Below are 17,989 nucleotides of genomic sequence, written 5' to 3' on the forward strand. Positions count from 1 at the left end.
GATGGCCGAGTTCATTTTCCTCAACCCCACCCCTAACCTGCTGAAAGTTGCGGACTATGTGAAGTTCTCCGGAAGAAGCGTGCGGATCGCCTCCAACAACCAGTTTCCGCCCATAACCTCCGCCAATATCCATTTTTTCCACGGCGGAACATACTCCACAGCAAGAAAAAGCCCGAACCCGAAGGAAGTGCCTGCGGATTTCTGCATGAAAATGAAGAAAAACATCTTCAACTTCCTCTACGGAAGAAAAATCCGCAGCGAACTTGCCGCACTGGGCGAAAGCTTCGGCCAGGGTAATATAACCGACCTCTGCCTGATGAAAACTCAGGGAGTTTATTCCCACGATATAAAAAGCACTCAGGATGAATCCGTCACCCACCAGACTCTCCTGAACGAATACCCTAACTCGTTCATTGTGACCGGCTACATGGAATCACTGAGCGGAACTGAAAAAATGCAGATGTACGATACTGATTTCAGCCTCCGTGAAGCCTTCGGGAATGATTTTTTTGTGGTCTTCACCAAAAATGACAGGATAGAGGTCTGTGCCCACGGAAACAGGCTTATAACAGTGGGCAGAAAAAACACCGAGCATATCAACGCACTGGCGGAAACATTCCCCATGCTGAAACAGTTCTCTTTCAAGAGAGTTAAAGAACTGGTAATATCAAGAAACAGGCAGCCATGGGCGTACAAGGTGATAGATAAGCGCATAATTCTGCTGAACGATTTCAGCTATTTCAGCCTTTCCCTCAAGCTGCCGGATTTATGGTATGAAAAGGCAGGCAGGCTGTTATGTTCAGAAAAGCTGCGGTAGCAGGACTTTTTTACCCGTCATCCTCAGAGGAAGCAGAAAGGTTCATCTCAGAAAACCTGACAGATGCGCCTCCCGCTGAAGCTCTGGCGGTTATGCTCCCCCATGCGGGCTGGGTGTATTCCGGCAGAACGGCGGTCAAAACTGCGTCAATGGTAAAAATCCCGGACAAGGTAATATTAATCGGCCCCAACCACACAGGCATGGGCGCGCGCATCTCCGTTTATCCGGATGGAAGCTGGGAAACCCCCTTCGGCGATGTGCTGATTGATGCCGCAACAGCCTCCAAACTAACATCCTCCAAGCTCTGTACCGCAGACACAGCTGCGCATATCAATGAGCATTCTCTGGAAGTTATTGTCCCCATACTGAAATACTTAAACCCTGATGTGCGGATAACCCCCGTTACAGTAATGGGGCTGAGTATGGAGACATGCGCTGCGCTTGGGGAACTTCTGGCTTCCGTCTGCGATGATGAAACACTTGTTGCCGTAAGCTCTGACATGAACCATTTTGAGAATGCGTCCGTTACGGAGAGGAAGGATGCTGCCGCTCTTCAAGCTGTTCTCGCGCTTGATGAAAAAGCGCTTGCAAGAACTGTGTCCGGGATGAATATTTCTATGTGCGGGGCTGTTCCCGCCGCTGCCGCCATCTGTTACTGCAAACTGAAAGGCTGCACAAAAACTGAGCTCACCGAGCACACCCACAGCGGTTACGTAAGCGGCGACTATGACAGGGTTGTCGGCTATGCCGGTGTTATTTTTCATAAATAAATCAAGGATGATGCAATGAAAGTCAAAAGCGCTGTTTTCCCCGTGGCAGGTTTCGGAACAAGGCTCCTGCCGGCAACAAAGGCGATCCCCAAGGAGATGGTGACGCTGATCGATAAACCCCTTATCCAGTACGGGGTGGAAGAAGCGCTGAACGGCGGTATTGAACGCATTATCTTTGTCACAGGACGCACAAAAAAATCCATGGAAGACCACTTTGACCGTGATCCGAACCTTGAGGCGGCACTGGCTGAGGCGGGCAAGGAAGAACTGCTCAGGGAAGTGCGCAAGATCTCTGATATGTGCGATGTAGTGTATATCCGCCAGAAGGAGCCCAGAGGTCTGGGGCATGCTGTGCTGTGCGCGAAGGATATTGTGGGGCGTGACCCTTTCGCAGTGATACTGCCGGACGACATTATCCTCTCAGAAAAATCGGTCATAGGCGAAATGACAAAGGAATTTGACAAGGTGAAGGCGCCCGTGATCTCCATAATGCAGGTTCCCCTCACCGATACCCACAAATACGGAATAGTCAAAGTTGAAAAGCAGATAGATGAAAGACTGTACAAACTCGGCTATATGGTTGAAAAACCAAAGACCAACCCGCCGAGCGACCTTGCCATTATAGGCAGATACATACTGACTCCGGAAATAATGGATGAGCTGGAAACCACCGCAGCAGGTGCGGGGAACGAGATCCAGCTTACGGATGCCATACATGCGGTTGCGGAAAAAAGCGGTGTCTACGGCTACCGCTTCGAAGGGCAGAGGTTTGACTGCGGCAATAAGCACGGCCTGATAGAGGCCACAGTCCATTTCGCCCTTTCAAGGGATGACACCAGAGATGCCATGATGGATTTAATGTCGGTTCTTTGCAGAACAAGGTGAAACAATGAGCAGTGAAAACGACTCTATATCAAAGATACGATTCATCCACGGCCTTATGAAAAAGGAGGTGGAGGAGCTTCTTAAGCTTATGGAGCGTACCAAAAGCCCCATAACGGAAACCGGAACACCGCCTCTGGACACCATGATCAGAGGGGATGACGTTATTATTACCGCGGAATTACCCGGTTTGACATCTAATGACTTTACTGTATATCTTTACGAAAATCTTCTTATAATAGAAGGAATAAGAAAACGATACTGTACGGACAAACAGATTTTTTTCATCCGCGCGGAGAGAGAGTTCGCACCTTTTAAAAGGATAATGCAGCTTCCGTTCCCCGTGGATAAAGACAACACACAGGCTGTACTGAAGAACGGTGTTCTTACAGTTACGCTGAGAAAAACAGAAAATTAAGATACAGGAGAGGGTAAAGTGGAACAGTTTGAATCGGATGTGAAAATACCGGAACAATTGCCCTTGCTGCCTGTAAGGGACATAGTTGTTTTCCCCTATATGGTTCTGCCGCTGTTTGTGGGCAGGGAAAGCAGCATTGCGGCAGTGAATGACGCGCTCAGCGCAGACAGGCTTATATTCCTCGCCTGCCAGAAGGATGCCTCGCAGGAGGAACCGGCAGAGGACGAGATAAACCGCATAGGCACAGTGGCGGTTATACTCAGAATGCTGAAACTGCCTGATGAGCGCATAAAGATTCTTGTTCAGGGCGTTAAAAGAGCGACAATAGAAGAATACATACAGATGAAGCCCTTCGCCAAGGTGAAGGTGAGCACATTCAATGAGGAACCGGGGGAAGACAACCTCGCATCGGAAGCGCTCATCAGGCACGTTAAGGAACAGCTTCATAACGCGGTAAGCCTCGGAAAGCCCATGCTGCCCGATCTCCTCGCCGTTATAGAGACAATAGACGATGCAGGCAAGCTCGCCGACATCATAGTCTCCAACCTCGGCCTCAAAATGGAAGAGGCGCAGGAGGTTCTGGAAGAGGACGACACCATAGAGCGCCTGAAAAAAGTCAGCGAGTTCCTTACCCGCGAGATCTCTATCCTTGAGGTTCAGCAGAAGATAATGAACGAGGCGCGCGGCGAGATAGACAAAAGCCAGAAGGAATATTTCCTCCGCGAACAGCTTAAGGCGATCAAGAAAGAGCTCGGCGAAGAGGACGATTTTCAGATCGAGATAGAAGAATACGAAAAGAAGATCAAAAAAGCCAAAATGCCGAAGGAAATAGCAGAGGAAGCAGACAAGCAGCTTAAGCGTCTCGCCCGTATGCACCCTGATTCGGCAGAATCGACAGTGGCGAGAACCTTCCTTGACTGGCTTGTGGAGCTTCCCTGGAGCAAGGCAAGCAAAGAGAAGCTGGATCTCAAAACCGCCAAAAAGATACTCAATGACGACCATTTCGGACTTGAAGAGGTGAAGGAGCGTATTCTGGACTTCCTCGCTCTGCGCAAGCTGAAAAAAGATATGAAAAGCCCCATACTCTGCTTTGTGGGCCCTCCGGGGGTTGGTAAAACATCTCTCGGAAAATCAATCGCCAGCGCTATGGGCAGGGAATATGTCCGCATGAGTCTCGGCGGGATGAGAGACGAAGCGGAGATCAGAGGCCACAGAAGAACATACATCGGCGCTCTGCCCGGAAAGATAATACAGAGTATGAAAACCGCAGGAACCAACAACCCGCTTATCATGCTGGACGAGATAGACAAGCTCGGCAGCGATTTCAGAGGGGATCCGGCATCAGCCCTCCTTGAAGTCCTTGACCCGGTGCAGAATGTCAACTTTGTGGATCATTTCCTCGGAGTGCCTTTTGATCTCTCCAAGGTGCTGTTCATCACCACTGCGAACTACCTTGACCCGATTCCCCACGCCCTGCGTGACAGGATGGAGATAATCCAGCTTCCCGGCTACACAGAGGAAGAAAAGCTGAAAATAACAGAAAAATACCTCATCCCCAGACAGATAAAAGAGAACGGCCTCACTCCGGAGCAGATAAAGTTCTCAAAAGCGGCTGTGATGCACATAATAAAAAGCTACACCCGCGAATCCGGCCTGAGGAATCTTGAACGCAGCATAGGAACGGTTTGCCGCAAGGTTGGCCGCAAAATTGTGGAAGGAAACGGCAGCAGCTTCCAGATTACACCGAAACTTGCCGAAAAATTCCTCGGCACTGTGAAATACCTCGGTGAAGATGAGCTTAAGGACAACGAAGTCGGCACGGCGACAGGCCTCGCATGGACACCCGTAGGCGGTGATGTCCTCTTCATAGAGTGCACAAAATATCAGGGCAAGGGGAACCTGCTTGTGACAGGGCAGCTTGGCGATGTTATGAAGGAATCCTCACGTGCGGCGTATACTTATGTACGCACAATCGCCGCCGGATACGGTATTGACCCGGAGGATTTCAACAAGTTTGACATCCATGTGCATGTCCCTGCCGGAGCCATCCCCAAGGACGGCCCCTCCGCGGGGATTACAATGGGAACAGCCCTCCTCTCTGCGCTGACAGGCAGACCTGTAAACAAATCGGTCGCTATGACCGGTGAGATAACGATCACCGGCAAGGTGCTGCCAATAGGCGGACTTAAGGAAAAACTTCTCGCCGCCAAAAGGCACGGTATCACCAAGGTAATTATCCCCAAAAAGAACGAGAAGGATATTACCACCATGCCTAAATATGTGAAAAGCTCCCTTGAGATAGTCCCGGTGGAGAAGTTCGAGGAGGTGGCGGAACTTGCCCTGCTTCCCGCTCCGCCTAAACCCGCTGAGGAAACTGCGGCTCCTGCGGAGAAAAAACCGAGAGCTAAAAGAAAGCCTGCGGAAAAACAGGCATAAAATAAGTATGGGAGAGACTGCTTCACTTCGTTCGCAATGACAGCGGTCGTTACTGCAAGGAGCAAAGCTGCGCGGCAGTCTCCGGTTTTTAAGCATTTGAGCAGACATCAGAAAGCCCCCGGAAACGGGGGCTTATTTGGTTTACTTAGATTCGATCTGTATTTTCTTTTCTTCGATTACTGATTTCAGAGGAATCCTGACTTCGAGTACGCCGTTTTTAAACACGGCTTTGACATTTTCAGCGTCCGTACCCTTGGGCAGGGCAAACTGTCTGACAAATCTGCCGAAAACTCTTTCACGTCTGTGGAATCCTTTTTCGGTTTCCTCTTTTTCCTCTGTCCTCTCACCCCTGACGGCAAGAATACCATCATTAATGGTGACTTCAATATCCTTCTCCTCCATTCCGGGAAGGTCTGCGGTCACAACCAACTGTCCGTTTTTTTCAATAATGTCAACATCAGGTCTGAACCCGCCGGGCATAGATTCACCGTCACCGAACCTGTCCATAAATCTGCCCATCTCCCTGTTGAGATCCAGAAGGCTTCTGAAGGGAGAAAAGAAAAGTTCATCGCGTTTTTTAAGCATTTTTCCACCTCCATAGGTAATGTGTTTTAACAATATACAAAATATATCTTAGCCCTATCGTGTCAAGTTATTTTATATCAATAAGTCATATCTGACTTTTTTTCGAAACAAATAATTATATTCTGGCTAATTTTGCACTTTGCGCTATATTGCTAAACTGAATATATGATATTTACAAATAATAAGTTAGCATGTATCTAACTATCCGATACCAAGCGGAGCATTAATTGAAAAGCAACACGGACGCAACCGGTTCCAGATATTCAGAAAATATGACTGACACTTTTACGGCGGCTTTGGCGGATGAATATTTCCGTCTCTTCAGCCCTGCGTTCTGTATTCTGGATAAAAAGGGGCACATCCTCCGTGCAAGCCGCAGCTTCCGCGAAATCTTCGCTCAGGAAGCAGATCCGCTTTCATTCGACAATATCAGCAGTTTCCTCTCACGGAAAAGCGCTGCTGTCCTCAAGGCACTCCTCAAAGAACCTGAAAAAGGCAAAGCAAAGCTGAAAGCCTTTGACACTGAGGGCAGAAAGCTGCACCTAAAAGTACGCATTTCAGCGCCGGAGAACAGCACCGGGATATTCTTTCTGTTCTTTGAGGATGTCACCAAAACAAAAGAGCTGAAAAAGAAACAGAAAAAGCAGGAAAAGCTTCTTATACAGCAGTCAAAAATGGCTGCAATGGGTGAAATGCTGGGTGTTATAGCCCACCAGTGGAAGCAGCCGCTGAACAACCTTGCCATCATAGCCCAGACCATAGGCGATGACTTTGACCACGGAGACCTCGATTCGGCAGCCGTTGAGGAACACATAGACTCAATCAACTCACAGATTCTGTTTATGAGCACGACAGTGGATGATTTCAGACGTTTCTTCATCCCGCAGAAGACACCCAGCAGGTTCAGTGTGATGCCCGCTGTTGAAGAGATAGTTTCTCTGATCAATCCTCAGCTCAAAGCCTGCAATATAGATGTCAGGCTCAGTGCGGGAGAAAACTGCGGGGAGATACTGGGCTACAGAAACGAGTTTAAGCAGGTTATCCTCAACCTCGTGGTGAACGCCAAGGATGCTATAATCCACAGACGGGAAGAGGATGAGAGATTCAGAACCGGACAGGGAATAATCGAAATAAACATTTCATGCACAGATAAAAACTGCACCCTTAGCGTAAAGGACAACGGCATGGGGATAAGCCCTGATGCGATGAAAAAACTCTTCAAACCCTATTTCACCACAAAAAATGATAACGGAACAGGCATAGGCCTCTACCTTTCAAAAACCATAATCGAAAACAAAATGCACGGCAGGCTGAGTGTCGGCAGTTCAGCCTCCGGCGCTTCGTTCACAATAATACTCCCCTTTGTTTAGAAAACAAAAAAAGCCCTCTTCCCGTGGCGGAAAGAGGGCAATGTAACGGTCAGGTAGTCTGCCCTCAGGCAGACTATTCTATTTGATTCCTACTATTTTATAAGTGATTTGGCATATTCGGGGTAAGCATCCACACCGTGTTCGTGCTTATCAAGACCCTCAAGCTCTTCTGTTTCGGAAACTCTGATTTTGATGAAGATATTGATGATTTTGAAAGCGATGAAGGATACGCCGAATGCCCATACGAATGCCGCAACTATACCGATGATCTGAGGCAGTATAACGGGGCTGAGTCCGCCTGCTTCGAAGTCATAGTTAAAGAGACCGGCAGCGAGGGTTCCCCATACACCGCATACGCCGTGAACGGAAATTGCACCCACCGGGTCGTCAACTCTGATTTTGTCGAAGAATATTACGCTGAACACAACCAGAAAACCCGCGATAGCGCCGATGAGCACCGCAAAAGCCGGTGTGACGTTTGCGCAGCCTGCCGTAATACCGACAAGACCAGCAAGAGCACCGTTGAGAGACATGCCCGCATCAAACTTTTTGTAAAGGATTACAGTTGTGAAAAGAGCCACAAGAACGCCTGCCGCCGGAGCAAGTGTGGTGTTGACCGCGATGAGAGGCAGAGCTGTGTCTGCAGCAGTTTCAGAACCGACGTTGAATCCGTACCAGCCAAACCAGAGTATGAAAACGCCTATTGTTGCAAGGGGTATGTTGTGTCCGGGGATGGCTCTGACGGAACCGTCTTTGGCATATTTACCGATTCTGGGTCCCACAACTATAGCACCCGCAAGCGCTGCCCAGCCGCCCACTGAGTGAACAACCGTGGAGCCTGCGAAATCTATAAAGCCGAAAGCCTCTATCCAGCCTTCGCCGTGGAAAAGTGAACCCCAGTACCAGCTTCCTGCTATGGGGTAGATAATCGTTGTCATAACAAGGCTGAAAAGAAGATAAGCCTTAAGGTTAGTTCTCTCTGCCATAGCTCCTGAAACTATTGTAGCCGCTGTGGCGCAGAAAACTGTCTGGAAGATCCAGAAAGCCAGTGTCCAGTTGTCCTGCATATCCCAGTTTGAAAGAAAGAAACCTTCCGTACCGAAAAAGCCTGTCGTGGTAGCGCCGAACATAAGACCGAAACCTACAGCCCAGTATCCGATCGCGCCCATCGAGAAGTCCATAAGGTTTTTCATTATTATGTTAACGGCGTTTTTTGCTCTGGTGAAGCCTGTCTCGACCATTGCGAAACCAAGCTGCATAAAAAAGACCATGAATGCTGCAATAAGTGTCCAGAGCCAGTCCGCATTTGCCTGAACGGCATCAACGGAAGCCTGAACCCCTTCAAGAGTCAGGGGTTCGTCATCTGCGAAGCCGGACGCTGCCATAAGCATAAGTCCGAGCATTATAATAATTTTTTTCATATATCCTCCTTGCACCTGTATAGCCGGATTAAAGCGACTCTATTCCTGTTTCGCCTGTTCTGATCCTCACGGATTCCTCAACAGGGATTACGAATATTTTGCCGTCACCGATTTTGCCTGTTTTAGCTGAATCGTTTATGGTTTTTACGACCTTCGCCGCGATGTCGGAGGAAACCACTACTTCCATCATGATTTTGGGAACGAAATCTATGCGGTATTCCGCGCCTCTGTAAAGTTCGTTGTGCCCTTTCTGTCTGCCGTAGCCTTTAACTTCGTATACGGTCATACCCGTGATTCCAAGCTCAGCGAGAGCTTCCTTAACTTCTTCAAGCATGTGAGGCTTGATGATCGCTTTTATCAGCTTCATAAAAACTCCTCCTTATTCCGGTGATGTTTTTAAGGAAGCAACAGATGTGCCAAGAATGGTTTTACGATTAGCAGGAATGGTTTACTGATTATTGAAAAATAATGACGCAAAAAGAGTGATTAAAAAATAACCACTCACTGACTAAAAACAGAACTGAAAAAATTGATTATTCGTTAAGCATAAAATAAACTGCGCCTGTTTTGCCAAGCTTGCCTGTGTTGGCTATGAACATCGCCGTATCGCTTTCTGAATAGGGGTATTCCCTGTAGGTTACCTTTACTTTTTCCGTGCCCTGAGGGATCACAAGCTTATATGCTCTCTCATCTCCGGGTTCCAGCGCAAGACCCACACTGGCAAAAGAGCCGATGACGGCATCATCCTTTATATATTCAGCACTTACCTGAAGGCGGGAAACCTTCTCGAAATAAGTGTTCCGCACACTGAGAACCTCTTCCTCAAGCTTCAGAGCGAAGCCGGGAATATCATAAACCGCTCCCTTACTTATCATTTCAGGCTCTCTGGGAGCGCACGACAGAAGCATTAAGAATATCGGTAAAAATATAAACTTTCTCATGGGTATAAAAATAATACTCAAGTTGTCTTTTTCAAGGGGTGTTTTGAGATTATACTCTTTAAGAAATATTGCAGTTTCGGATAATGAGGAGTATGCTTCTCAACTTATAATACAACTTAAGGTGCAGGTATGGACAGTACATCACTCAAACCCAGTCTGCTCACCGAACTTAAGAAAGGTTACGGCGCAGAGACACTGAGACGGGATTTCTTCTCCGGTCTCACTGTAGGCATCGTTGCGATCCCCCTTGCCATGGCGTTTGCAATCGCCAGCGGAACCACGCCCGATAAAGGGCTTTTTACCGCAGTTATCGCAGGTTTTTTCATCTCGCTTCTGGGCGGCAGCCGCTATCAGATAGGCGGCCCCACCGGAGCGTTTGTCATTATTATTTATGCCGTGATAGAGAAGCACGGCTACGACGGGCTGATACTCGCCACTATAATAGCGGGAGTACTCCTTATTATATTGGGGCTTATCAGGGTGGGGTCATACATCAAGTTTATCCCTTACCCGGTCACAACAGGCTTCACCGCTGGCATAGCGCTGGTGATTTTCTCCACTCAGGTCAAGGACTTCTTCGGACTCTCCATTGAAAAACTGCCGCCTGAGTTCCATGAAAAATGGATGGAATACTTCATCAATTTCAACACATTCAGCCCAGCGGCAACGGCAGTGGGCATTGCGACAGTGGCAATCATTGTTTCTGTCCGCAGGTTTGCGCCGAAAATTCCCGCCCATGTGGCTGCAATTTTCACACTCACCGCCGCAGCATGGATATTCGGCATTCCCGCCGAAACCGTAGGCGACCGCTTCGGCACACTCCCCTCCGGCTTCCCTATGCCGCAGCTGCCCGCATGGAGCCTTGAAAAAGTCCGTGCTGTGTTCCCCGATGCCATAACCATAGCTCTTCTGGCAGGGATTGAGTCACTCCTTTCCGCAGTGGTTGCAGACGGTATGACAGGGAGCAGACACAGGTCAAACACTGAGCTTGTGGCGCAGGGAACCGCGAACATAATGTCCGCATTCTTCGGCGGAATGCCCGCCACAGGCGCAATAGCCAGAACTGCCACAAACATTAAAACAGGGGCGAGAACTCCTGTTTCCGGTTTAATCCACGCTCTTACAGTGCTTATTTTTATCCTGTTCCTCTCCGGCGTTGCGGAAAGAATCCCCCTTGCCGCTCTCTCCGGCGTTCTCTTTGTTGTGGCGTGGGATATGAGCGAGCTTAAGAGCTTCCGCAGGCTGCTCAACGCGCCGAAAAGCGACAGCGGCGTGCTTGTGCTGACATTTCTTCTCACTGTTCTGGTGGATCTCACCGTTGCCGTGCAGGTCGGCGTTGTTCTGGCTGCTCTCCTTTTTATGAAGCGCATGAGCGACGTAACCCATGTTGACTATCTCACCGGAGAAGATGCGGCAGAGAATAAAAACGATCCGGACAGAATATCTCTCTACAATGTTCCCAAAGGTGTTGAGATATACGAAATAGACGGCCCCTTCTTTTTCGGTGTGGCAGACAGGCTGGCGGGGATGCTCACATATCTCCAGAAATCGCCCAAGGTATTTATATTGAGGATGCGCAAGGTTCCGGCAATTGATGCCACAGGAATACATGCCCTTGAGGAGTTTCATCACAAGTGTATGAATCACAATGTGCCCCTCGTGCTTTCCGGTGTTCAGGAGCAGCCTCACAAGGCTCTGAGAAAGTTCGGCTTTCTGAATGAAATAGGCGAGGAGAATGTCACAGACCATATCTCCAAGGCGCTCATCAGGGCTGAGGCGATCATAAATAAAGAGTAAACCCGCCCTTAACCGCAAATGCCGCTCTGAGAAGGGCGGCATAAAAAGCGGTTGACAGACACGCCCCTTTCACATATAAATTTTAGTTCCCGCATACACACGGGGAAGGTGCGTATTTTTACGCCCTTAAGCATCAGGAAGGTAAAAACGGACAATGTTCAACACTTTGAATGAAAAACTCAACGCGGTATTCAAGGGTATGCGCAAGCAGATCCGTATATCTGAGGAGAACATACAGGAAGCTCTGAAGCAGGTGCGTATCGCTCTTCTGGAAGCTGATGTTAACTTCAAGGTTGTTAAGAGATTCATAGAAAATGTCCGCGAAAAAGCCCTCGGTGAAAAGGTTCTGAAAAGCCTCACCCCCGATCAGGTTTTCATAAAGATAGTCCACGACGAGCTGGTTAATGTTCTGGGCGGCGATGACCCTGCCGCTAAAATAAACCTTAACTCTAAACCGCCCACAATAATAATGATGGCAGGTTTGCAGGGTGCGGGTAAAACAACAACCTCCGGCAAGCTGGCACGTTTCTTTATGAAAAGCGGCAAGTCGGTTCTTCTTGTTGCGGCGGATGTTTACAGACCCGCAGCCATAGACCAGCTTGAAGTTCTGGGCAGGCAGATCAAGGCTGATGTTTATACTGACAGAAGCACTAAGGACGTGGTGAAGATAGCTTCGGACGCCCTAGTATACGCAAAAAAGACAGCAAAAGATCTTATGATCATAGACACCGCAGGCCGTCTTCATATTGATGAAACACTCATGGACGAGCTTGTGAGAACAAAAGACGCAGTTAATCCGGACGAAATCCTTTTCGTCGCTGATGCCATGACCGGTCAGGACGCTGTGACAGTTGCCAAGACATTCAACGACAAACTTGATGCGACAGGCATAATCCTTACCAAAATGGACGGTGACGCAAGAGGCGGCGCTGCACTCTCTATCAAGGAAGTTACGGGCAAGCCCCTTAAATTCATAGCCATAGGCGAAAAGCTGGAAGACTTTGAACAGTTCTATCCGGACAGAATGGCATCCAGAATACTCGGCATGGGCGATGTTATCTCCCTTGTTGAAAGAGCTCAGGACGCCATAGACCCTGATGAGGCGGATGATCTCGCAAACAAGATCCAGAAGAAAGGTATGGATTTTGAAGATATGCTGAAGCAGTTTAAGATGATAAAACGTATGGGCTCCCTCGAAAGCATTATGCGGCTCATACCCGGACTCTCGGCTGCGGGTCCGATGAATGTGGACGAAAAACAGATTAAGCGTATCGAAGCCATCATCCAGTCTATGACACCACTGGAACGCAAAAATGCAAAAATCCTCAACTCCAGCAGGAAAAAGCGTATTGCAAGGGGAAGCGGTTCATCTGTCAACGAAATCAACAAACTCTGCACTCAGCTTGAGCAGATGAATAAAATGATGAAGCGCATGAAGCAAAAATTAGGCTCCGGCAAAGACCTGAGCAAAATGAATATGAAAGATATTTTTAAAAATATGTAAATCACGGAGGTACATCTAGTGGCAACAAAGATCAGACTCATGAGAATGGGTCGCAAAAAAAGACCTTTCTACAGAATAGTAGTGGCAGACAGCAGAGAAAGAAGAGACGGAAACTTCATCGAAATTCTTGGGTACTACAACCCTATCACAGAACCCGCAGAAGTGAAAATTGATGAAGAAAAAGCCATAAAATGGCTTAAAGTCGGCGCAGTGCCCACTGACACAGCTAAAAATCTTCTTTCAAAAGAAGGCATTATAAAAAAATTCCACGAAACCGGTGCCTGAGTAAATTTATATCAGAAGAGGTGAAGCCGTGAAGGAACTCGTAGAATTCATCGTCAAATCGCTCGTGGACAAACCGGACGCCGTCAGAATCGAAGAAGTTGAAGGGGAAAAAGCTTCTATCATTGAACTTCGCGTGGATAACGGCGACCTCGGCAAGGTAATCGGAAAGCAGGGCAGAACCGCAAAAGCCATAAGAACAATCCTTAACGCCTCCGGTGTTAAGGCGGGCAAAAAAGTGGTTCTTGAAATCCTCGAAGATTAACACCGAATTTCTCTTTCATCCGGACTGTCGGCGGGACATACGGAAAAAAGAGATTACAGCATTTGAACAATACCGGTAATTCAGCCGGAGAAACCTCCGGCTGAATTTTTTTCCTTAAGTTAAGCGGCTTCCTCTTTTGAGAAACTAAAGTCTTTTATATTTCCAAGGTTAATAATGAATTTTGTAAGAGTCGGGTTTATAACCGGTTCGCATGGACTGGACGGAACAGTTAAGATAGCGCCCAACACAGACAACCCGCAGGTTTACGCGGATATGGAATATCTTATGACCGCAAAAAACGGAGCCATAAAAGGCTCATACGAAATAGAATATCTGCAGGAGCACGGCAACGCCATACTCGTGCAGCTCAAAAATATCGATACAAAGGAAAAGGCTAATGCTCTCAAAGGGCTGGAGGTCGTAATTCCTGAGGATGTTCTGCCTGAGGAGGACGAGGGCAGCATCTACTGGCATAAAATCGAAAACGCCGAAGTGGTTGACGAAAACGGAAACTACATAGGCAGACTCACAGATTATCTTGAAACAGGCAGCAATGATGTTTTCATTATCACCGAAGGTGAGAAAAGCTGGATGATCTCCAACAACGAACATCACGTGCTTAAGATAGACACGGCAAACAGACGGATCACCGTCGACAGAGCAGGACTTGTAAGTGAAGAGATATAACATCCTCACAATCTTCCCGAAAATGTTTGAATCCGCCCTCGCTTTCGGAGTTGTCTCCAAGGCGGCGGACAAAGGGATTCTTGAAATAAACCCCGTTGACATAAGAGAATGCGCATACGATAAGCACCGCTCCACTGACGACTGTCAGTACGGAGGCGGTCACGGCCTTGTTATGAAGGCTGAGCCTGTTGTGGAGTCTGTCAGGGCGGTTAAGGCGAAAGACCCTTCCACACGGGTTATAATGCTTGATCCCAGAGGCAGAACCTTCGATCAGAAAGAGGCCGAAAGGCTCCTTGAATATGATAGCCTAACATTCATCTGCGGCAGATACGAAGGTGTGGATGAAAGGATATATGATCTTGTTGCGGATGAATCACTCTCTCTGGGTGACTTCATTCTCACCGGAGGCGAACTTGCCGCCATCACAATAATTGATGCTGTGGCAAGACTTATCCCCGGTGTGCTTGGGGATGAGAACTCACCTGTTGAGGACTCCTACTCCACAGGGCTGCTGGAATATCCGCACTATACAAGACCCGCAGAATACGAAGGACTTAGCGTGCCGGAAGTTTTAATGAACGGCAACCACGCAGAGATAGACCGCTGGAGAAGGGAGCAGTCGCTTAAGCTCACCTTTGACAGAAGACCGGAACTTCTGCGCAAAGCCCCGCTGAATGATCATGACAGAGCATTTTTACGCAAACTAACACTTGACAAAATAAAATCCAGAAGGTTATATGTAGCTCTTCTTCATTATCCGATGAAAGATAAGGAGAAGGATGTCGTTGCCACTTCCATAACAAATATGGATCTGCATGACATCTCCAGAAGCTGCACCACCTACGGTGTCAGAAAATACTTTGTAGTCACCCCCCTCTCAGCCCAGCGTGAAATCGCATCCAGGGTCATAGACCACTGGCTGGAAGGCTACGGCGCGACTTACAACGCAAACCGGAAACAGGCGTTCATGGGCACAGCCCTGAAAGAAAGCCTTATGGAAGTTTTAGAAGAAATCGAACGCGCGGAGGGTCAGCGACCCCGCATCGTAGCCACTACCGCGCGCACCGATAGAGCCAATATAAGCTATCCGCAGTTGGCGCAAGCCTCCCTTGATGAACCATGCCTTCTCATGTTCGGAACGGGTTGGGGCTTTACGGAAGATGTTTTTCGTCTCGCTGACAACATCCTCCAGCCGATTGACGGTACAGGTGAGTTTAATCACCTTTCCGTGCGGAGCGCTGTGGCAATTATACTGGACAGATTGAACAGGAACTCAGGAGGTCTGTTGTGAAGAACAAACTGATCGCGTCAATCGAAGCTGAACAGATTAAAAAGGAACTCCCTTCGTTCCGCCCCGGCGATACTGTTAAGGTAAACTTCAGAATCGTGGAAGGCAACAAGGAACGTGTTCAGCCTTACGAAGGACTTGTAATAAGAATTCACAGAAACGGCGCTTCATCCACTTTCACAGTCAGAAAGATGGTAGGCGACATCGGCGTGGAAAGGATTTTCCCCTTCTACTCACCCAGAATCGAAAGCGTTGAGGTTACCCGCACAGGTAAAGTAAGACAGGCTCGTCTGTACTACATGAGAAACCTCAAAGGCAAAGCTGCGAGAATCAAAGAACGCAGGAAAGGCTTCTAAGCTCAGGCTTGGAAAAATTAACGAATTTCCGCAAATGCCTGTCTTTTTAAAAACACAGGCGGCTGTAATAAAGAGGATGTTAAAATGAAGAGCTATTGGGCAAAACCTGATGACCTCGAAAAAAAATGGTTCCTTGTAAATGCTGACGGACTCGTTCTCGGCAGACTCGCAAGCAATATAGCCATGATCCTTATGGGGAAAAACAAACCCCAGTACACTCCCACTATTGACACGGGAGACTTTGTTGTTGTTGTAAACGCCGAAAAATTCGCTGTTACAGGCAACAAAATGGTCGACAAAAAATACTACAGACACTCAGGCTACATCGGCGGTCTTAAAGAAAGAAGACTCGAAGAAATGCTTGATAAAAAACCTGAAGAAGTTATCAGACTTGCCGTTAAACGTATGCTTCCTAAAACAAAACTTGGCAGCGCCATGCTTAAGAAGCTTAAAATTTACAGCGGCGAAGCTCACCCCCATGAGGCTCAAACGCCTGAAAAATTAGAGCTTTAGGAGGCAGTTCATGGCTGGATACAACTACGGAACCGGTAGAAGAAAAACCTCTATTGCAAGAGTTTTCATAAAACCCGGAAATGGCACTGTTACTATCAACGGAAAAGAGCCTGCGGCTTACTTCCAGAGGGATTCACTGATTCAGATCAGCCTTCAGCCCCTTGCAAAACTTAATGTTGAAAAGAAATTCGATGTTCTTGTTACTGTAAAAGGCGGCGGCAAAGGCGGTCAGGCCGGAGCGATCAGACACGGACTCGCAAGAGCCCTTACTGAGTTCGATGGTGAATTCAGAGCTCCCCTCAAAAAAGAAGGCTTCCTCACAAGGGATGCAAGAGCTGTGGAAAGAAAGAAACCCGGCCTTCCCAAAGCAAGGAAAAGCCCTCAGTTCTCCAAACGTTAATCAATTATCGCAAGATACTCAAAGGAGCCGGAAACGGCTCCTTTTTTTTGTTGATAACGCAGGGGAAACAGCAGATGTAAACAAGCTTCCCGTTGACGCAGCTTCCTGTAAACTTCTTAATCCATGCCGGCCGCCATCACTCTATAAACATTTTTCCGTTTAATTTCATGCAGTTCTTCCCGCAGCCCGCACAGCATAATTTCCAAGAAACACTCCATTCTATGTAACAAGCCCGGTGTAATAGTCTTAAGTTAAGGTAAGCGTTCCGTTATTTATTCACCGATTTTCAACAGACAAAAACGCTCGGTTTTATGATTACATTTATCAATAGATACAGGAAAGGCTCCCCGGACAGTTCTATAAAAAATGTGACTTTTACCGCATTTTAAAGGCAAAAAATACGCAACAAATTTTGTCGAGTTTTCAACAATCAGGATGTGGAAAGAGTGTGGATAAAAAAATCTCAAATCAACAATGAGTTCTGCTTAACATAACTTAACACGGGATTTTTCCACATGTTATCCGTAACTTATAACATTTTCAATATTGACTTGGGTTTTCCGCTGTCAAGCATTTTTTTCTCCACAGATTTGTGGAATCTGTATTGAAATTAATGTCAGACCTATGTGAAAACCCTCTCAAATCCGGGTTTGAGCTAAAGTGTTTAATTTTTAGACATCATAGAACCGGCGAAAAAATAATTTCAACTCTGTCCCGATAATACATATATTCGGATTATAGAATACTATTGCTTTTTCTAATGATAGGTTTTTTCATTAAACTGCATTTTTTTAATATGATATTTACAGGTTAACGATGTTGAAAGTTTGTGGAAAAATTTCTGCTGCTGATGCCCTGTATACAGCAATTACAGAATATAACATAATATATCCTTTTATATCAAGCATATAGCGGAAGACCTGATTCTAAGAGGGTTTAGGGTGTCAAGCACTTTTTTCTCCACAGATTTGTGGAATAGTTGTGCAGATCACTCTCATTCGTTTTGCGGATTTGCTCAGGAAAAGGCTTCCCGCTGATCGGTTATTTTTTAGACACCTGAAACCTGATTAAAAAAAATTAAGCTTAAAATATCTTAACCACGAAAAAACAGATTCAGGTTATTTTATCCGCTCAAAGTGCCTGTCTGCAATGCCTTTGCGGCAATACAATACAAGTGCCCGTCAGTCGCCGGAACAGCCTCCTCTCCATATCCGGGCATAAAAAAAGCCGCGGAACAGTCTCCCGCGGCTTCGTATT

19 protein-coding genes are annotated in these 17,989 nt (G+C 47.3%); 15 read left to right on the forward strand and 4 right to left on the reverse strand.

The window, feature by feature from the left end; translation table 11 throughout:
- Position 1 precedes the first annotated feature (1 nt).
- The 5 genes from OSQ85_RS05670 to lon are packed head-to-tail and all read left to right on the forward strand — an operon-like array spanning position 2 to position 5,323.
- On the forward strand, positions 2–817 hold the full coding sequence (locus OSQ85_RS05670; protein WP_265821879.1) for a hypothetical protein: 816 nt from the start codon (positions 2–4) through the stop codon (positions 815–817).
- Entirely contained in the window at positions 796–1,587 is a 792-nt protein-coding gene (gene amrB, locus OSQ85_RS05675; RefSeq protein WP_265821880.1) for an AmmeMemoRadiSam system protein B, read from the forward strand. Before OSQ85_RS05670 ends, amrB begins: the two co-directional genes overlap by 22 nt.
- A gap of 15 nt (positions 1,588–1,602) precedes the next feature.
- On the forward strand, positions 1,603–2,472 hold the full coding sequence (galU, locus tag OSQ85_RS05680) for a UTP--glucose-1-phosphate uridylyltransferase GalU (protein WP_265821881.1): 870 nt from the start codon (positions 1,603–1,605) through the stop codon (positions 2,470–2,472).
- 4 nt (positions 2,473–2,476) lie between these two features.
- Positions 2,477–2,887, forward strand: coding sequence for an Hsp20/alpha crystallin family protein (locus tag OSQ85_RS05685; protein WP_265821882.1), 411 nt, complete (start codon positions 2,477–2,479; stop codon positions 2,885–2,887).
- Positions 2,888–2,905: 18 nt separating this feature from the next.
- Complete coding sequence (lon, locus tag OSQ85_RS05690) at positions 2,906–5,323, forward strand: endopeptidase La (protein ID WP_265821883.1); 2,418 nt, start codon at positions 2,906–2,908, stop codon at positions 5,321–5,323.
- A gap of 141 nt (positions 5,324–5,464) precedes the next feature.
- On the opposite strand, the gene OSQ85_RS05695 is transcribed toward lon, so the two are convergent.
- Positions 5,465–5,908: an Hsp20/alpha crystallin family protein gene (locus OSQ85_RS05695; RefSeq protein ID WP_265821884.1), complete on the reverse strand. Its 444-nt coding sequence runs from the start codon at positions 5,906–5,908 to the stop codon at positions 5,465–5,467.
- A 227-nt stretch (positions 5,909–6,135) separates the two neighbouring features.
- Between OSQ85_RS05695 and OSQ85_RS05700 the strand changes: the two genes are divergently transcribed.
- Positions 6,136–7,278 (forward strand): sensor histidine kinase, encoded by a 1,143-nt coding sequence (locus OSQ85_RS05700; RefSeq protein ID WP_265821885.1) that lies wholly within the window; start codon positions 6,136–6,138, stop codon positions 7,276–7,278.
- Between the two features lie 92 nt (positions 7,279–7,370).
- Here the strand turns inward: OSQ85_RS05700 and OSQ85_RS05705 are convergent, their stop codons facing one another.
- The 3 genes from OSQ85_RS05705 to OSQ85_RS05715 all read right to left on the reverse strand — a co-directional run bounded on the left by OSQ85_RS05705 (position 7,371) and on the right by OSQ85_RS05715 (position 9,574).
- A complete protein-coding gene (locus tag OSQ85_RS05705) occupies positions 7,371–8,699 on the reverse strand; it encodes an ammonium transporter (RefSeq protein WP_265821886.1) in 1,329 nt (442 codons plus the stop codon).
- 28 nt (positions 8,700–8,727) lie between these two features.
- Complete coding sequence (locus tag OSQ85_RS05710) at positions 8,728–9,066, reverse strand: P-II family nitrogen regulator (protein WP_128467424.1); 339 nt, start codon at positions 9,064–9,066, stop codon at positions 8,728–8,730.
- A 166-nt stretch (positions 9,067–9,232) separates the two neighbouring features.
- On the reverse strand, positions 9,233–9,574 hold the full coding sequence (locus OSQ85_RS05715; RefSeq protein ID WP_265821887.1) for a hypothetical protein: 342 nt from the start codon (positions 9,572–9,574) through the stop codon (positions 9,233–9,235).
- A 195-nt stretch (positions 9,575–9,769) separates the two neighbouring features.
- Between OSQ85_RS05715 and OSQ85_RS05720 the strand changes: the two genes are divergently transcribed.
- The 9 genes from OSQ85_RS05720 (at position 9,770) to rpsI (ending at position 16,732) form a co-directional block, all read left to right on the forward strand.
- Positions 9,770–11,437 (forward strand): SulP family inorganic anion transporter, encoded by a 1,668-nt coding sequence (locus OSQ85_RS05720; RefSeq protein ID WP_265821888.1) that lies wholly within the window; start codon positions 9,770–9,772, stop codon positions 11,435–11,437.
- A 154-nt stretch (positions 11,438–11,591) separates the two neighbouring features.
- Positions 11,592–12,941 carry a signal recognition particle protein gene (ffh, locus tag OSQ85_RS05725; protein ID WP_265821889.1) on the forward strand — a complete coding sequence of 450 codons (1,350 nt, stop codon included), beginning with the start codon at positions 11,592–11,594 and terminating at the stop codon, positions 12,939–12,941.
- Positions 12,942–12,959: 18 nt separating this feature from the next.
- Positions 12,960–13,226 carry a 30S ribosomal protein S16 gene (gene rpsP / locus OSQ85_RS05730; RefSeq protein WP_265821890.1) on the forward strand — a complete coding sequence of 89 codons (267 nt, stop codon included), beginning with the start codon at positions 12,960–12,962 and terminating at the stop codon, positions 13,224–13,226.
- 28 nt (positions 13,227–13,254) lie between these two features.
- On the forward strand, positions 13,255–13,488 hold the full coding sequence (locus OSQ85_RS05735) for a KH domain-containing protein (RefSeq protein WP_128467429.1): 234 nt from the start codon (positions 13,255–13,257) through the stop codon (positions 13,486–13,488).
- A 174-nt stretch (positions 13,489–13,662) separates the two neighbouring features.
- Positions 13,663–14,175 (forward strand): ribosome maturation factor RimM, encoded by a 513-nt coding sequence (gene rimM, locus OSQ85_RS05740; protein WP_265821891.1) that lies wholly within the window; start codon positions 13,663–13,665, stop codon positions 14,173–14,175.
- Complete coding sequence (gene trmD / locus OSQ85_RS05745; protein WP_265821892.1) at positions 14,162–15,466, forward strand: tRNA (guanosine(37)-N1)-methyltransferase TrmD; 1,305 nt, start codon at positions 14,162–14,164, stop codon at positions 15,464–15,466. The genes rimM and trmD overlap by 14 nt, the downstream gene beginning before the upstream one ends.
- Positions 15,463–15,819, forward strand: coding sequence for a 50S ribosomal protein L19 (gene rplS / locus OSQ85_RS05750; protein ID WP_265821893.1), 357 nt, complete (start codon positions 15,463–15,465; stop codon positions 15,817–15,819). The genes trmD and rplS overlap by 4 nt, the downstream gene beginning before the upstream one ends.
- 84 nt (positions 15,820–15,903) lie before the next feature.
- Entirely contained in the window at positions 15,904–16,332 is a 429-nt protein-coding gene (gene rplM, locus OSQ85_RS05755; protein WP_265821894.1) for a 50S ribosomal protein L13, read from the forward strand.
- 10 nt (positions 16,333–16,342) lie between these two features.
- A complete protein-coding gene (gene rpsI, locus OSQ85_RS05760; RefSeq protein ID WP_265821895.1) occupies positions 16,343–16,732 on the forward strand; it encodes a 30S ribosomal protein S9 in 390 nt (129 codons plus the stop codon).
- Positions 16,733–17,989: the final 1,257 nt, after the last annotated feature.

Source organism: Geovibrio ferrireducens, from assembly GCF_026226615.1.
GTDB classification, from domain to species: Bacteria; Chrysiogenota; Deferribacteres; order Deferribacterales; family Geovibrionaceae; genus Geovibrio; species Geovibrio ferrireducens.

What these genes read in the sequence shown, in the direction of transcription:
- OSQ85_RS05670 (WP_265821879.1), top strand. Translation starts at nt 2, where the DNA reads ATGGCCGAGTTCATTTTCCTCAACCCCACCCCTAACCTGCTGAAAGTT.
- amrB (WP_265821880.1), top strand. Translation starts at nt 796, where the DNA reads ATGTTCAGAAAAGCTGCGGTAGCAGGACTTTTTTACCCGTCATCCTCA.
- galU (WP_265821881.1), top strand. Translation starts at nt 1,603, where the DNA reads ATGAAAGTCAAAAGCGCTGTTTTCCCCGTGGCAGGTTTCGGAACAAGG.
- OSQ85_RS05685 (WP_265821882.1), top strand. Translation starts at nt 2,477, where the DNA reads ATGAGCAGTGAAAACGACTCTATATCAAAGATACGATTCATCCACGGC.
- OSQ85_RS05695 (WP_265821884.1), bottom strand. Translation starts at nt 5,908, where the DNA reads ATGCTTAAAAAACGCGATGAACTTTTCTTTTCTCCCTTCAGAAGCCTT.
- OSQ85_RS05705 (WP_265821886.1), bottom strand. Translation starts at nt 8,699, where the DNA reads ATGAAAAAAATTATTATAATGCTCGGACTTATGCTTATGGCAGCGTCC.
- OSQ85_RS05710 (WP_128467424.1), bottom strand. Translation starts at nt 9,066, where the DNA reads ATGAAGCTGATAAAAGCGATCATCAAGCCTCACATGCTTGAAGAAGTT.
- OSQ85_RS05715 (WP_265821887.1), bottom strand. Translation starts at nt 9,574, where the DNA reads ATGATAAGTAAGGGAGCGGTTTATGATATTCCCGGCTTCGCTCTGAAG.
- OSQ85_RS05720 (WP_265821888.1), top strand. Translation starts at nt 9,770, where the DNA reads ATGGACAGTACATCACTCAAACCCAGTCTGCTCACCGAACTTAAGAAA.
- ffh (WP_265821889.1), top strand. Translation starts at nt 11,592, where the DNA reads ATGTTCAACACTTTGAATGAAAAACTCAACGCGGTATTCAAGGGTATG.
- rimM (WP_265821891.1), top strand. Translation starts at nt 13,663, where the DNA reads ATGAATTTTGTAAGAGTCGGGTTTATAACCGGTTCGCATGGACTGGAC.
- rplM (WP_265821894.1), top strand. Translation starts at nt 15,904, where the DNA reads ATGAAGAGCTATTGGGCAAAACCTGATGACCTCGAAAAAAAATGGTTC.
- rpsI (WP_265821895.1), top strand. Translation starts at nt 16,343, where the DNA reads ATGGCTGGATACAACTACGGAACCGGTAGAAGAAAAACCTCTATTGCA.